We start from the raw sequence: 13,689 nt of genomic DNA, 5'->3' as shown, positions 1-13,689 counted from the left end.
CTAGCGCTGCGGCCGGACGCCGGGCGGCGGGGTGATGCCGAACTCCGCCTCCAGGACCTCCCGGAGGCGGAGTTCGCCGTCGAGCTCCTCCACCGTCAGGGTGCCGTCCGCCGCGGTGCGGGTGAGCGTGCCGCCGTCCAGGGACAGGTGGCCGTGGGCGAGGGTCCGCTGCACGAAGAGGCGGCGGAACGGCGAGCGCGGGTGGGTGGCCACGTACCAGTTGGCGATGTTGATGTCGGGCGCCGGCGCCGGGTCCAGGGTGAACGACAGCAGCTCCCGCCACGCGTCGTCCGCCCGGATCTGGAGCACCCACACCGGCACCGGGCCGTCCGCCTCCTCCAGGACCAGCCGGTGCCGGCGGCCCCGGCCCTCGCGGACCAGACCGGGGATCAGCGGCAGCGGCTCCAGCAGTGCGTCGCGCGAGCCGAACCCGACGTCGGCGAGGTGGCGCGCCCCCTCCGCCCCGGGAACCCGGACGGCCAGCACCAGGTGGGTGCGCGGCCGGACCTCCCCGGGGCGGGCGCCCGCCCGCACCCGGCCGGTGTGGCGGGCGACCTCGAAGCCCAACTGCTCCAGGACGGCGGCGAACAGCGTGTTGTGCTCGAAGCAGTAGCCGCCGCGCGAGCCGCTGACGATCTTGGCCTCCAGATCGGCGAGGTCCAGCGACGGCACGGCGCCGACCACGACGTCGATGTTCTCGAACGGGACGGCCAGCACGTGCGCGTGCTGCAGTGACCGGAGCGTGGCCAGGGTGGGCGCCCGCTCGCCGTCCCACCCGATCCGTGCGAAGTACTTGTCCAGGTCGACGCTCATACCGCCACCGTACGGACCAAGCGGCGGCCGGGCCTCCGGCTGCGGTTCGGCCGCCGGTGGACCCTGCGACCTAGGTCCCGTCTTCAAACTCCCGCCGCTCCGCCAGGTCGCGCAGGTGGCGGCGGAGGATCAGCAGGGCGGCCCGCGGGTCGACGCCGTCCGGGTGGAGGACCATGCCGAGGGCGAGACCGTCCAGCAGGGCGGCCAGCCGCTCCGTCTCCAGTCCGAGGTCCAGGTCGCCGGGGACCCCGCCGGCGCGCCGGGCCTCCTCCAGCACCCGGGCGATCAGCCGGCGGGTCGACTCGTGCAACAGTGCCGTGCCGGGCCGCAGTTCGGGGCGGGTACGGGCGGCCGTGGTGAACGCCAGCCACAGCACCGCCTCCTCCCGCCGGGCGGCGTCCAGCGGGAGCAGCTCCGCCAGCAGGGCCTCGACGGCGGCGCGCCGGTCGAGCGGGGTGCCCGGGGCGGTCGGGTTCAGCAGGCGTTCGGCGTGGCCGGTGATCCGTTCGCCGATCCGCCCGCACAGCTCCTCCATCGCGAAGATCACGACCTCGGTCTGGCTGTCGAAGTAGTGGCGCACCGAGCCGATCGCCAGGCCCGCCTCGTCGGCGATGTTGCGCAGCGAGGCGTGTTCGAGCCCGTCCCTGCCGACGATGCGCAGGACCGCCCGCGCCACGTCCTGGCGGCGGGTTTCGGGGATGACGACCTTAGGCATGGTGTTGTTATAGCACGGTTGAGCTAAATTGGGCCGCCGGACATCCGGGCGGCAGGCGGCCCGGGGCAACAAGGGGGTGAGGGCCGTGCGCGCATGGCTGCTCGTGACGGTCATCGCGGTGGCCGCGGTGGCCGTCGTCGTCAAACGGCTGATCGGCGAGCCGGTCAACCTCCGCGACCTCTTCGGCCCGCCGGTGGTGCTCACCGCCCTCGGCGTCTGGTCGGTGCTGGAGGCCGGGGAGCCGGACGGCGCCGACGTCGGCTGGGTGGTCGGCGGCTGCCTGATCGGCCTCGGGCTCGGCGCGCTGCGCGGCGCCACGGTCGCGCTGTCCCGCCGCGACGGCGTGCTGTACCAGCGGTACACCGGGCGGACCTTCCTGGTCGTCGTCCTCGCCCTCCTGGCCTCGGCGCTCTACGGCCTGCTGGCCGGGCGGCTCGGCATGCACGAGGCCGCCCGGCCGGTGAACCTCTCCATCGGTGTCGGCTTCCTCGGCGAGGCGCTCGTCATCGGCGGGCGCGGGCTGCGCGGCGGGACGCCCTTCGCGCCGGAGCGGCCGAGCCCGCTGGACGGGTACGCCGACCGGGTCGACCGGCTCACCGACCGGATCGACCGGCTCCTCCGGCGCTGAGCGTGCGGGGCCGGGTGAGCCGGAACGGGCCGTGTACCGGAGGCCGGGAGGTCGTTACGCAGCCGATGAGCCGCTGTGACACGACCGGCCGGGGACCGCGACACGGACTTTCTACCGTCACTCTCGACGCGCCGGCCACATCCGGCCGGGGACCGCGTCGCCGAGATGAATGGAGAGTTCGTATGGCTACGCGTACGACCAGGAACCGCGCCGTCGTGCGGCTGACCGCCGTCTGCGCCCTGACCGGCGCCGCGCTGCTGACCGCCGTCACCGGCGGGCAGGCCTGGGCCGACGGCGGCTCCGGCGCCGCCGCCCCGGCTCCGGTGGCCACGGCCACGGCGACCCCGGCGCCCAAGGCCCCGGAGGCCGCGCCGGCCGCGCCGGCCGCGCCGACCGCCACCCCGGCGGCCAAGGGGGCGGCCCCGGCGCCCGTCGTGAGCCCGGTCCCCAAGCAGGCGGAGAACGGCCGGCCCGCGAGCCCGGCGCCGGCCCCGAAGGAGGCGGGCAACCAGCCGCAGGTCCGCGAGGTGCCCAAGGGCGCCGCGCAGGCCGGTGACGGCTCCACCGCGGGCGACTCCTCCGGCCTGAAGCTCGTCGGCGGCGGCGCCGTCGCGGCGATCGGTGCCGCGGGGCTCGGCTTCGCCGTGCTGCGCCGCCGCTCCGGTGCGCGCGGCTGACGACGGCCACCGGGGCGGGCGTCGCCGCGGGGGGCGCGCCCGGCACGGGGGGCCGCGGCCGGGCGGGCTGAACCGGAGCGTCTTCGGGGCGGCCGGGCTGCTCTGTCTGGCGCTCGGCGCGACCGTCGCGCTCTCGGACCAGGGGGAGCCCCCGGTGGTGCGGGTGGAGACCTCCTCCCGGCAGGCCGCCGGAGGCGCGGCGGACAGCGCGTCGGCCGCGGCGGCGGGGGCCCCCGCCGCCACCGGCACCGGCACGGCGGCCGCCGCACCGCGCCCGTTCGCGGCCTCGAAGCCGACCCGGCTGCTCGTCCCGGCGGCCGGCGTCGACGCCCCGGTGACCGGCCTAGGCCTGAACGCCGACGGCACCGTCGAGGTGCCGACCGCCGAACGGGCCGGTGAGGCCGGCTGGTACCGCAACGGCCCGACCCCCGGGGAGACCGGGCCCGCCGTCCTGATCGGGCACTACGACACCGCGCGCGGCCCGGCGGTCTTCCGGGGACTGCCGAAGCTGCGGCCGGGTGACCGCATCCAGGTGCGGCGGGAGGACGGCAGCACGGTGGACTTCCGGGTCCGCGAGCTGCTCCAGGCCGCCAAGGAAGCGTTCCCCACCGCCACGGTGTACGGCGACACGGCGGCGCCCGAGCTGCGCCTGATCACCTGCGGCGGCCGGATCGGGGCCGACGGCCACTGGACGGACAACATCATCGTCCTGGCGGACCTGGCCGCTCCGGCCGGCTCCGCCGGCTGATCGGGCTCCGGCTACGCTGCCGGACGGCACCCGTCGGGGAACCGGCGGGTGCCGTCCGGACGACCTACCCAGCAGACCTGGGCCGGAGCACGAGCCGGACCCGAACCGGACCCGAACCGGCACATCACCGCAGACCAGGAGGGCCACCGGAGGATGAGCACCACCGTCCGTCGCCTGCCCGCCCTCCTGCTGAGCCTCCTCGCCGCCGCACCGCTCGCCCTCGCCGTCGGCTGCGGCTCCCCGGGCGAGCTGCGCGACCACGGCACGGCCGCGCCCGTCGCGCCGCCGCTCGCCAGCGTCCCGCTCTGGCCGGGCCAGGCGACCGCCCCGCCGCCGGAGCCCGCGGCGGGCCGCACCCAGGAGCCGGCGCCGCAGGCGGTCCCGGACCTGAGCGTCCCCGGGCAGGACGTCACCGCGGTCGACATCCGAGCCCTGCTGGCCAAGGACCCCGGGGTGGGCCAGGACGAGCGGCGCGCCCTCGACCCCTGCACGGGCTGCGAGATCCGCCCCGCCGAGTACCGCGACCTCACCGGTGACGGCCGGCCCGAACTGCTGGTCGTCGTCGGCCTCGCCGACACCGACGTGCTGCACGTCTACGCCGCGTCCGGCGACCGGCTGCTGCCCGTGCTGAGGGTGCGGCTGCTGAAACGATTCGGCGCCGTGACGATCGGCACCGACCTGGTGCTGTACGAGTCCACCACCACCTGGTCCCAGACCATCCGCCGCTACAGCTGGGACGGCTCGCGGCTCGCCCTGGCCGAGCAGAAGGTCGAGGGCATCGGGCCGATCCAGGAGCCCGGGCCGACGGCGACCGCCACCCCCGTGGCGAAGCCGAACCAGGGCGGCGGCGTGGCTCCCGCCCCGATGCCGACCGCCCCCGCCGTCCGGCCCTCGGACGGCTCGGGCTCCGGGGCGGGCGCACCCGTTCCCAGGGTCCCGCAACCCGGCCAGATCCGCCCGGCCCTGCCCACGGCCGCACCCAGCGCGCCCGCCCGCCCGGAGACCACGCCATGAACCCCACGGCACCCAGCCACCCCCGCATCCTCATCGTCGAGGACGACGAGGTGATCCGGGAGGCCACCCGGATGGCCCTGGAGCGCTACGGCTTCCCGGTGTCCACGGCCGCCGACGGCCTGGAGGGGCTGGAGATGTTCCACGCCGTGCGGCCCGACCTGGTGCTGCTCGACGTGATGCTGCCGCTGCTCGACGGGGTCGGCCTCTGCCGGCGGATCCGCGAGGAGAGCCAGCTGCCGATCCTGATGATGTCGGCGCGCACCGACCCGGTCGACGTGGTGTCCGGCCTGGAGGCGGGCGCGGACGACTACGTCGTCAAGCCGTTCGAGAGCGCGGTGCTGGTCGCCCGGATCCGCACCGTGCTGCGCCGCATCCGGATCGTCCCGGCCGCCCCGGCCCCCGCACCCGGGCCCGCACCGGCCGCCGGGCCCGCACCCGAGCCCGCCGCCCTCGAACCGGCGGCCCCCGGACCCGCCGTCCCCGAACCCCGTACGTCCGTGCGCAGCTTCGACGGCCTGGAGGTGGACACCGACTCCATGGAGGTCCGCGTGCACGGCCGGCTCGTCCCGCTCACCCCGACCGAACTGCGCCTGCTCCTGGAGTTCACCGCCGCGCCGGGCATCGTGCTGGAGCGCGCCGTACTGCTGGAGCGGGTCTGGGACTACGAGTGGGGCGCCGACACCCGCGTGGTCGACGTCCATGTGCAGCGGCTGCGCGCCAAGATCGGCGGCGGGCGGATCGAGACCGTCCGCGGCTTCGGCTACAAGCTCCGGCGGGGCGAATGACGCTGCGCCGCCAGATCGCCACCGCCGTCGCCGCCATCTCCGTCCTGGTCGCGGTGGCGGTCGGCCTGCTCGTCCACCAGGCGATGGTCCGCCAGCACGTCGACCAGGCGCGCGGCTCCGCGCTCACCACGCTGGACGCGGCGCTCGGCGCCTACCAGCGCGGCGAGGACCTCACCGGAGGAGGCCGCCGGCACGCCGCGCTGGACGACCCGGCGCTGCCCGGACGGCTGCGCACCCTCGCGGCGCAGGAGCGGCGCGGCTCGCTGCTCGCGCAGGGGCCGGAGGGCGAGTCGATGTGGGCGGCGGGCGCCGTGCGCGGCGGGGTGCTCTCCGTCCGGCTCGACTTCGCCCAGGACCGCCGGGCGATCGCCGACCTGGACCGGATCATCCTGATCACCGTCACCGCCTCGGTCTTCACCACCGTGCTGGTCGGGGTGCTGGTCGCGGACCGGATCAGCCGCCGGCTGCGGAGGGCGGCGACGGCGGCCCGGGGCATCGCCGCCGGCCGCACCGACACCCGGATCGGCGAACTCGTCGACGGCCGGGACGAGGTCGCCGACCTCGCGGCCGCGGTCGACCTCATGTCCCGGGAGCTGCACCGGCGGCTGGAGGACGAGCAGCGGTTCACCGCCGACGTCGCCCACGAGCTGCGCACCCCGCTGACCGGGCTGGTCACGGCCGCCGAACTGCTGCCCCCGGGGCGGCCCACCCAGCTGGTGCAGAACCGGGTGCAGGCGCTGCGCGGACTGGTCGAGGACCTCCTGGAGGTCTCCCGGCTGGACGCCGACGCCGAACTGCCCGACCTCTCGGCGGTGCCGCTGGAACGCGCCGTGCGCCGCACGGTCGCGCTCACCGGCCTGGACGTCGCGGTCGAGGTGGCGGCCGACGCGTCGGTCCGCACCGACCTGCGCCGGCTCGACCGGATCCTCGGCAACCTGCTCCTGAACGCCGACCGCCACGGCGGCGGCACCATCGAACTGCGCGTCGACGGCCACCGGATCACCGTCCGCGACCACGGCCCCGGCTTCCCCGACGAACTCCTGCGCGACGGCCCCCAGCGCTTCCGCACCAGCGTCCGCGAACGCGGCAGGGGCCACGGCCTCGGCCTCACCATCGCCCAGGGCCACACCCGCGTCATCGGCGCCACCCTCACCTTCACCAACCACCCCACCGCCGGCGCCCTCGCCACCCTCACCCTCCCCCCGGCCCCGGACCAGGCCGAGACTTCCCTGGAACACCCCGGAACTGCTTGACCCTGGCCGGGCGACTGCTCCGCGCTCAGGCCGTCCCGGAGGCGTCGAGCCGCGGCGGGTGCCAGTCGTAGGTGGCGGCGGCGCGGGCGAGGAGGGTGCGGTCGGGGAGGAGGCCGGCGGCGGTGAGGGCGAGGTCGCGGGCGAGGACGGTGAGCGGGGAGCGGCGGGCGACCAGGGCGCCGATGGCGCGGGAGCCGTCGACGATCGCGGTGGCGCGGGGGAGGCGGGCGGCGGTGTAGGCGGGGAGACCGGTGGCCGGGTCCTCGCCGGGGCGGACGCCGGCGGCCAGCACCACCGCGTCCTCGACGGCCTGGCAGGCGCCCTGGCCCTGGAAGGGGCACATGGCGTGGGCGGCGTCGCCGAGCAGGGCCACCCGGCCGCGGTGGTAGGCGGGGAGCGGGTCGGCCAGTTCCCAGACGTCGTGGCGCAGCACCGCGGCCGGGTCGGCGGAGGCGAACAGCTCGGGGACGGGTGCGCACCAGCCGCCGTAGCGGCGCAGCAGTTCGGCGCGTTCGTCGCCGTCGGCGGCGCGGGCGCCGGCCGGGGCGAGGGCGGCGCCGTAGACGTACACCCGGCCGCCGGCGAGCGGGACGACGCCGGCGAGCCGGCCGCGGCCCCAGACCTCGCCGGCCGCGAACGGCGGGCGCGGCGGGCGGGCGATCAGGGAGCGCCAGGTGGTGAAGCCGGAGTAGCGCGGGCCCGGGTGGTGCGGGAAGAGCAGGCCGCGGGTGGCGGAGCGGATGCCGTCGGCGCCGACGACCAGGTCGGCGGACTGCTCGCCGTCGGGGGTGCGGACGACGGCGGGGGTGCGGGCGTCGCCGGGTTCGAGGAGTTCGGCCCGCGAGCCGGTGCGGACGGCGCCGTCGGGCAGCGCGTCGACGAGGGCGTCGATGACGTCGGCGCGGGCGACGGCGATCAGCCGGTCGCCGAAGACGGCCTCGACGGTGTCGGTGCCGGTGCGGACGAGCCAGCGGCCGGAGGGCCGGCGGACGCCGACGGCGGGGTGCGGGGAGGCGAGGGCGCGCAGGCGCTCGCCGACGCCGAGCCGGTCGAGGGCGCGCAGGGCGTTGGGGGCGAGGGCGAGGCCGGCGCCGACGGGTTCGAGCGAGGCGGCGCGTTCGTGGACGGTGACCGGGACGCCCCGGCGGTGCAGGGCGAGCGCGGCGGCGAGGCCGCCGATCCCGCCGCCGATGACGACGGCGCGCGGGGACGGCTCCTGGGGGTCGTGGTGGTCCATGGGGGCTCCTCTCGGACGTCGGAACTACATCTGTAGTTTCGATCGCACGGGCCGACCGTACTACAGGTGTAGTGAGGATTGGGCGGGGGCCCCGGGGAGCGGCGATGATCGGACCCATGACCAGCAGCGCCGCGCCCGCCGGCCCCCAGCGCCAGACCCTGATCGCCGACACCGCGGTCGCGCTGATCGCCGAGCGCGGACTGCGCGGGCTCACCCACCGCGCCGTCGACGAGGCGGCCGGCCTGCCCGCCGGCTCCACCTCGAACCTCGCCCGCACCAGGGCGGCGCTGCTGGAGCTGGCGATCACCCGGATCGCCGACCTGGAGGCCCCGGCGTACGCGGCGGTCGTGCGCACGCCCACGGTGGAGCACGCCCGGGAGCTGCTCGCGCAGGTCGCCGCCGATGCCGTCCATCAGGCGCTGACCGCCGGCCGCACGCTCACCCTGGCCCGCTTCGAGCTGGCGCTCGAAGCCACCCGGCGCCCCGAACTGCGCGCCGTCTACGACCGGCTGGGCGCGGGCTTCCTCAGTCTCGCGGCCACCCTGCTGACCCAGTGCGGCTCCCGCGCGCCCGAGGCGGACGCCCGCCGGCTGGTCCGCTGGGCGGAGGGCGTGCTCTTCAACGCCACCGCCGGCAGCGGCGCCGGCCGCGTTCCCGAGCCGGCCGAACTCGGCGCCGAGGCCGCCCGCTACCTCGCCGCACTCCTGGACGGCTGAGCGGCCCCGCTCAGTGGGCGGGCGCGTCCAGGGCCGGGGCGAGGAGGGCGAAGGCGCGGGCGGTCAGGGCGGCCGGGTCGGCGGCGCCGTCGCTGTCGCTCCACCGCTCCAGCACGGCGCCGAAGGCGGTGAGCGCCATTCCGGCGGCGAGCCGGGGGTAGAGGTCGGCGGCGGGGTCGAGTCCGAGGCGGCGGGCCAGTTCGGCCGACAGCTGCGCGCGCCACTCGGACTGCCGCTCCAGGAAGCGGGCGTGCAGGGCCGGGGTGCGCAGGATCAGCTGGACGGCGCGCAGTGCCCGGTCGCCGTGCTCGCCGCAGGCGGCCAGCGGCACCGAGACGGCGTGCCGCAGGGCGGCCGAGGGCGGCTCCGCGGCGGGACGGGCGGCCAGTTCGGCGCTGATGCCGGCGCCCAGGTCGGTCAGGAACCGGACGATCACGTCCTCCTTGGACGCGAAGTAGCGGAAGAACGTCCGCTTGGACACCCCGGCGTCGGCCGCGATCTCGTCCACCGTGACGGTGTCGAACCCCTGGGCGGTGAGCAGCCGGAAGGCGGCTTCGGTCAGCTCGTCCACGACGAGTTGGCGCTTGCGCTGGGCGAGGCTGACGGCGGGTCGGGAGGTCACCCGACGATGGTAACGCAATGCCGGTGGCGTCATTCGGTAGCGTCTTGACACCGAGTGACACGAGCGGCAGCATCTGCCACATGAAGCCTTTGGAGCCAACGGGCGGTCCTGCGGACCAGCGCGGGCGGGTGTTCGTCGTCACCGGAGCGAGCAGCGGGCTGGGCCTGGCCACCGCCCGGGCGCTGGCCGGGCGGGGTGGGCGGGTGATCCTCGCGGTCCGCGACGAGGAGCGGGGGCGTGCGGCCGCCGCCCGGATCGCCGCCGCCCTGCCGGACCCCGGTGCGGCCGGCCGCCTGGACGTCCGCCGCCTCGACCTGGCCGACCTCGACACCGTCCGGGCTTTCGCCGACCGGCTGGTGGCCGACCACCCCCGGCTGGACGTCCTCGTCAACAACGCGGGGGTGTTCGCCCCGCCGCGCGCGCTCAGCCCGCAGGGCCACGAGCTGCAGTTCGCCGTCAACCACCTCGGCCACTTCGCCCTCACCGGCCTGCTGCTCGACGCCCTCGCCGCCGGCCGCGACCCCCGCGTGGTGACCGTCAGCTCGCTCAACCACCGCAAGGGGCGGATCCGCTTCGACGACCTCACCGGCGCGCGCGACTACTCGCCGATGGGCTTCTACGACCAGTCGAAGCTCGCCAACGCGCTCTTCGGCCGCGAACTCCACCGCCGGCTGACGGCGGCCGGCCGGCCGGTGCGCAGCCTGCTCGCCCACCCCGGCTACACCGCCACCGGTCTGCAGACCAACGGGCCCACCGGCCTCACCCGGCTGCTCTTCGGGCGGCTGCTGCGGCCGCTCGCCCAGCGCCCGGAGGACGGCGCGCTGCCGCAGCTGTACGCGGCGACCGACCCGTCCGTGCGCGGCGGGGAGTTCATCGGCCCGGACGGCCGGGGCGAACTGCGCGGCGCGCCGACCCGGGTCGGCCTCGCGCCCCCGGGGGCCGACGCCGAGGCCGCCCGTCGGCTCTGGGAGCTGTCGGAGGAGCTGACCGGCGTGCGGTTCGGTCTGCCAGGAGCCTAGGGAGCCGCCGACCGGGCCGGGTCCCACCGCCCGAGCGCCGGGCCGCCGCCCCGGACATGCCGGGATCGCCGCCGCTGCCCGGTCCGGCCTCACCATCCGCGCCGGGGCGCGGCTGCGCCGGAGCCACCGCCGGAGCCGCGCAGCGCGGCGGGCAGGGCGGCGATCAGCGTGTCCACTCCGAGGGTCGGCCGGGGATCCGGCAGCACCTCCCGCAACCGGTGGGCGATGCCGGACCTCCCGGAGCCGGAGCCCCGTTGAGGACGATCACCTGACAATCGGTCATCCTGTCTCCCCAGAAGGGTGGTCCAGGGGTGGCAGGGTCAATCGATGGTCACGCTCACCTCCATCCGGTCCGTCCCGGGCGTGCCGGCGACGTCGAGGGTGACGCCGCTCCAGGTGCCGCCGGGCTCGTCCAGCGCGGGCCGGGTGTGCTCGCCGATGCTGGTGTTGCCGAGTGCCGGGTAGAGGTCGGTGTCGTCGCCGCGGTTGCCCTGGCCGAAGATCTTCGCCAGGTCGCGGCGGCCGTCGGCCTGCATCAGCTCGATGGCGAGGTGCTTCTCGTCGTTGACGTTGTCGATGGCCTCGTCCACGACGTACGCGGCGATGCCCTGGTCCGGCAGGAACTTGTCCTGCCCGCTCTGGCGCCGGTACTCCACGATGATGTACTGGGTGGGCTTCATCCGCGGGCTGCGGACGAACAGGATGTCGCCGCCCTCGGAGACGGGGCGCAGGACGATGTCCTTGGTGGTGCTGGTGATGGCCTGCGGGGTGGTCCAGCCCTGGAACATCCGCAGCATGCCGCTCGGGTACACCGGGGTGTCGCCCTGGTTGCCCCAGGAGCCGGCCGCCATCAGGCAGTAGTTGCCGAGGCCGTTGGACTGGGTGAACTCGACGTCGCCGGTGTCGTAGTAGTCGGCGTAGCCGCAGGCCAGGTGGCCCCACTCGTGGCAGCAGACGCCGACCTTGCAGTCCTCGGGGACGGTCAGGAAGGTCTGCACGGCCAGGCCGGGCGCGACCTGGGTGGGGTCGTCGTTGATCCACTTGGCGCTCCACAGGGCGGCCTGGACCTTGGCCGGGTCCTGGACGCCCTCGGCGCCGGTGCCCGCGTGGACGACGAACAGGGCGGTGACGTCGCCCGTGCCGAGGGCGTCGAAGTCCTTGGTGAACGTGACGCCGTTCTGGAGCGCGAGGGCGATCGCGTCGACGGCCATGCCCTGCTCGTTCCGGGGCGCCGTGCCCTGGCCGGACTGGTTGTCGGCGTAGAAGGAGATCGGGTGCGGCAGCCGGAACCAGCCGTGCACCTCGCCCTGGACGTCGATGCCGCCGCCGCTCGGGTCGGTCGGGTCGAAGCCGCTGACCCCCTGGTAGTAGTCGTGCATCGAGCCGGTGGGGAAGGTGCCGGAGCTGAACAGCAGCTTCTCGAAGTGCTCGGGGGTGTTCGCGGGATCGTGCGGCAGGTCGGGGAAGTCCACCAGCAGGACCATGGTGCGGACCACGCCCTTGAGCTGCTTGCTCGGACGGGTGATCAGCTGGGCGTCGGTGCTGCGGCCGGGGCGGCGGGCTCCGTCGTCGAGGCCGATGACGTTCTCGCCGCGCACCCGGGAGCGCCAGACGTAGAAGTACTGGCCGAAGGTGATGAACTTCGGCAGCCGGCGGCTGTCGATCAGCCCTTGGTACTCGTCATGGAGCGCCTGGAGGGCGTCCGGTGAGAGCGGCACCGGGCAGGAGCGCGGGTGGTGGGGGGTGGGGAGGTCGGGGGTGAGGTGGGGACGCAGCGGGGTTAATGTGTAACGCATGGTGACGGCTCCTTCGAGCCTGCTCGCCCCGCCGGGGCGTGTGCGGCGCCGCGAGGGCGTGTTCGGCGCCCCGCCGAGTCAGCGGTCGCCGGCTATCGCCCGGTTCGCCGGGGGTGGTCGGCTGGCGTCGGCGCCGATGGCGAATGGGGCGATATGCGGTTTTCTGTCCCTATTTTGACGCTCCGCACGGCCGCAGCACCAGACCCGAGGGCCTGTCGGTTTCCGTCGAGTGCGCCTCAGCCCGCCCGGAACGCCGCTGCCGCCGCAGTGAAGGAGGCAGCGAGCTGCGGGTATCCCGCCCAGTGCAGGTGCAGATACGAAGCGTGAACATTCTCCGCGCCGGCCGCGCCCGTGAATCCCTCGGTGCGCGGACCGGTCGGCAACCGCCAGCCCCAGGCGGGCCGTTCGCCGGCGCCCGGCTCGCAGACCGTCCGGTGGAACTCGTGCCCGCGCAGCCGGGCCCCGGCCGGGGCCAGCGGCGAGTCGTGCAGGGCGACCGCCTCCCGGTACCCGAGGGTCAGCCGCTCGGTCATCCGGGCCGAGGTGTCGAGCACCCCGCACATCGGCAGGCCGTCCAACTCGCGCCCGAGGTAGAGCAGTCCGGCGCACTCGGCGGAGACCGGGCCGCCCGCCGCCGCGAACGCGGCGATCGCGGACCGCAGTTGATCGTTCGCGCTGAGTTCCCGGACGTACATCTCGGGGAACCCGCCGCCGATCACCAGGCCCGCCGTGCCCTCCGGCAGGGCGTCGGCGTGCAGCGGGTCGAACGGCACCACCTCGGCGCCGGCGGCGGCCAGCAGCTCGGCGTTCTCGGCGTACGAGAAGGAGAACGCCGCGCCCCCGGCCACCGCGATCCGCGGCGCGCCCGGAACCGCCGCGCCTGCCGCGCCTGCCGCGCCCGAGCCCCGGACGCCCACCTCCGCCGTCGCGTCCCACGGCTCGGCGCCGGCCAGCGGCGGCGCCGTCCGGGCCAGCGCCAGCACCGCGTCCAGGTCCACCGAGCCGGCGACCAGCTCTCCCATGTCCGCCACCGCCCGCAGCGCCTCCGCCGAGCGCTCCACGGCCGGGATCAGCCCCAGGTGCCGGGACGGCGTGGCGACCGCCGCCGAGCGCCGCACCGCGCCCAGCACCGGCACCCCCGAGCCCTCCTCCAGGGCCTCCCGCAGCAACTGCTCGTGCCGGTCGGAGGCGACCCGGTTGAGGATCACCCCGGCCAGCCGCACCTCCGGGTCCCAGGAGGCGAAGCCGTGCACCAGCGCGGCCACCGACCGGGACTGCGAGGAGGCGTCCACCACCAGCACCACCGGCGCCCGCAGCAGCTTGGCCACGTGCGCGGTGGACGCCAGCTCGCCGCGCCCGGAGGCGCCGTCGAACAGGCCCATCACGCCCTCGACCACCGCGACGTCCGCCCCGGCCGCGCCGTGCAGGAAGAGCGGGGCGATCCGCTCCGGCCCGCACATGAAGGCGTCCAGATTGCGGCCCGGCCGCCCGGCGGCCAGCCCGTGGTAGCCCGGGTCGATGTAGTCCGGGCCGACCTTGTGCGGCGAGACGGCCAGCCCGCGCGCGGTGAGCGCGGCGATCAGGCCGGTGGCGACGGTGGTCTTCCCGGCGCCCGAGGAGGGCGCCGCGACGACGAGGCGGGGGATGTTCACGTGCTCAGGCTCCG

Annotated in this window: 14 protein-coding genes; 8 read left to right on the top strand and 6 right to left on the bottom strand. The window is 76.1% G+C overall.

The features are described from left to right. Both ACFVFS_RS09310 and ACFVFS_RS09305 read right to left on the bottom strand, forming a co-directional pair. Positions 1 to 813: an arylamine N-acetyltransferase gene (locus ACFVFS_RS09310; RefSeq protein WP_380621855.1), complete on the bottom strand. Its 813-nt coding sequence runs from the start codon at positions 811 to 813 to the stop codon at positions 1 to 3. 70 nt (positions 814 to 883) lie between these two features. Continuing rightward, positions 884 to 1,528, bottom strand: a complete 645-nt coding sequence (locus ACFVFS_RS09305; RefSeq protein WP_380621853.1) for a TetR/AcrR family transcriptional regulator — start codon at positions 1,526 to 1,528, stop codon at positions 884 to 886. An 85-nt stretch (positions 1,529 to 1,613) separates the two neighbouring features. Here ACFVFS_RS09305 and ACFVFS_RS09300 point away from each other — a divergent pair, with 85 nt between their 5' ends. From ACFVFS_RS09300 to ACFVFS_RS09275, 6 genes are all read left to right on the top strand, one after another. Next, a complete protein-coding gene (locus tag ACFVFS_RS09300; RefSeq protein WP_380621851.1) occupies positions 1,614 to 2,156 on the top strand; it encodes a DUF1453 domain-containing protein in 543 nt (180 codons plus the stop codon). A 182-nt stretch (positions 2,157 to 2,338) separates the two neighbouring features. After that, on the top strand, positions 2,339 to 2,833 hold the full coding sequence (locus ACFVFS_RS09295) for a hypothetical protein (RefSeq protein WP_380621849.1): 495 nt from the start codon (positions 2,339 to 2,341) through the stop codon (positions 2,831 to 2,833). Further along, positions 2,820 to 3,581: a class F sortase gene (locus ACFVFS_RS09290; RefSeq protein WP_380621847.1), complete on the top strand. Its 762-nt coding sequence runs from the start codon at positions 2,820 to 2,822 to the stop codon at positions 3,579 to 3,581. The genes ACFVFS_RS09295 and ACFVFS_RS09290 overlap by 14 nt, the downstream gene beginning before the upstream one ends. A gap of 153 nt (positions 3,582 to 3,734) precedes the next feature. Continuing rightward, complete coding sequence (locus ACFVFS_RS09285) at positions 3,735 to 4,595, top strand: hypothetical protein (protein ID WP_380621845.1); 861 nt, start codon at positions 3,735 to 3,737, stop codon at positions 4,593 to 4,595. Then, positions 4,592 to 5,380, top strand: coding sequence for a response regulator (locus tag ACFVFS_RS09280; protein ID WP_380621843.1), 789 nt, complete (start codon positions 4,592 to 4,594; stop codon positions 5,378 to 5,380). The genes ACFVFS_RS09285 and ACFVFS_RS09280 overlap by 4 nt, the downstream gene beginning before the upstream one ends. Continuing rightward, positions 5,377 to 6,633: a sensor histidine kinase gene (locus ACFVFS_RS09275; protein ID WP_380621841.1), complete on the top strand. Its 1,257-nt coding sequence runs from the start codon at positions 5,377 to 5,379 to the stop codon at positions 6,631 to 6,633. Before ACFVFS_RS09280 ends, ACFVFS_RS09275 begins: the two co-directional genes overlap by 4 nt. Positions 6,634 to 6,658: 25 nt before the next feature. Here ACFVFS_RS09275 and ACFVFS_RS09270 read toward each other — a convergent pair whose 3' ends face one another. Continuing rightward, entirely contained in the window at positions 6,659 to 7,870 is a 1,212-nt protein-coding gene (locus ACFVFS_RS09270) for an FAD-dependent oxidoreductase (protein ID WP_380621839.1), read from the bottom strand. A 116-nt stretch (positions 7,871 to 7,986) separates the two neighbouring features. On the opposite strand from ACFVFS_RS09270, the gene ACFVFS_RS09265 reads away from it, so the two are divergent. After that, positions 7,987 to 8,586, top strand: a complete 600-nt coding sequence (locus ACFVFS_RS09265; protein WP_380621837.1) for a TetR/AcrR family transcriptional regulator — start codon at positions 7,987 to 7,989, stop codon at positions 8,584 to 8,586. A gap of 10 nt (positions 8,587 to 8,596) precedes the next feature. On the opposite strand, the gene ACFVFS_RS09260 is transcribed toward ACFVFS_RS09265, so the two are convergent. Then, the gene (locus ACFVFS_RS09260) at positions 8,597 to 9,241 is read right to left on the bottom strand and encodes a TetR family transcriptional regulator (RefSeq protein WP_380621835.1); all 645 of its coding nucleotides are present in this window, start codon (positions 9,239 to 9,241) and stop codon (positions 8,597 to 8,599) included. 47 nt (positions 9,242 to 9,288) lie between these two features. On the opposite strand from ACFVFS_RS09260, the gene ACFVFS_RS09255 reads away from it, so the two are divergent. Next, positions 9,289 to 10,227, top strand: a complete 939-nt coding sequence (locus tag ACFVFS_RS09255; RefSeq protein ID WP_380621834.1) for an oxidoreductase — start codon at positions 9,289 to 9,291, stop codon at positions 10,225 to 10,227. A gap of 320 nt (positions 10,228 to 10,547) precedes the next feature. Here the strand turns inward: ACFVFS_RS09255 and ACFVFS_RS09250 are convergent, their stop codons facing one another. Both ACFVFS_RS09250 and ACFVFS_RS09245 read right to left on the bottom strand, forming a co-directional pair. Beyond that, on the bottom strand, positions 10,548 to 12,023 hold the full coding sequence (locus ACFVFS_RS09250) for a M6 family metalloprotease domain-containing protein (RefSeq protein WP_380621832.1): 1,476 nt from the start codon (positions 12,021 to 12,023) through the stop codon (positions 10,548 to 10,550). A 236-nt stretch (positions 12,024 to 12,259) separates the two neighbouring features. After that, complete coding sequence (locus ACFVFS_RS09245) at positions 12,260 to 13,675, bottom strand: cobyrinate a,c-diamide synthase (protein ID WP_380621830.1); 1,416 nt, start codon at positions 13,673 to 13,675, stop codon at positions 12,260 to 12,262. Between the last annotated feature and the right edge of the window lie 14 nt (positions 13,676 to 13,689).

Origin of the sequence: Kitasatospora sp. NPDC057692, from assembly GCF_042799475.1 — a bacterium.
Lineage (GTDB): Bacteria > Actinomycetota > Actinomycetes > Streptomycetales > Streptomycetaceae > Kitasatospora.
The sequence above is the reverse complement of the archived record's forward strand: the minus strand, read 5'-3'. Positions and strand labels throughout refer to the sequence as shown.

Excerpts from the sequence above, each read along its gene's own strand:
- ACFVFS_RS09260 (WP_380621835.1), bottom strand. The coding sequence starts at position 9,241 with ATGACGCCACCGGCATTGCGTTACCATCGTCGGGTGACCTCCCGACCC.
- ACFVFS_RS09270 (WP_380621839.1), bottom strand. The coding sequence starts at position 7,870 with ATGGACCACCACGACCCCCAGGAGCCGTCCCCGCGCGCCGTCGTCATC.
- ACFVFS_RS09265 (WP_380621837.1), top strand. The coding sequence starts at position 7,987 with ATGACCAGCAGCGCCGCGCCCGCCGGCCCCCAGCGCCAGACCCTGATC.
- ACFVFS_RS09255 (WP_380621834.1), top strand. The coding sequence starts at position 9,289 with ATGAAGCCTTTGGAGCCAACGGGCGGTCCTGCGGACCAGCGCGGGCGG.
- ACFVFS_RS09285 (WP_380621845.1), top strand. The coding sequence starts at position 3,735 with ATGAGCACCACCGTCCGTCGCCTGCCCGCCCTCCTGCTGAGCCTCCTC.
- ACFVFS_RS09250 (WP_380621832.1), bottom strand. The coding sequence starts at position 12,023 with ATGCGTTACACATTAACCCCGCTGCGTCCCCACCTCACCCCCGACCTC.
- ACFVFS_RS09295 (WP_380621849.1), top strand. The coding sequence starts at position 2,339 with ATGGCTACGCGTACGACCAGGAACCGCGCCGTCGTGCGGCTGACCGCC.
- ACFVFS_RS09280 (WP_380621843.1), top strand. The coding sequence starts at position 4,592 with ATGAACCCCACGGCACCCAGCCACCCCCGCATCCTCATCGTCGAGGAC.
- ACFVFS_RS09305 (WP_380621853.1), bottom strand. The coding sequence starts at position 1,528 with ATGCCTAAGGTCGTCATCCCCGAAACCCGCCGCCAGGACGTGGCGCGG.
- ACFVFS_RS09275 (WP_380621841.1), top strand. The coding sequence starts at position 5,377 with ATGACGCTGCGCCGCCAGATCGCCACCGCCGTCGCCGCCATCTCCGTC.
- ACFVFS_RS09310 (WP_380621855.1), bottom strand. The coding sequence starts at position 813 with ATGAGCGTCGACCTGGACAAGTACTTCGCACGGATCGGGTGGGACGGC.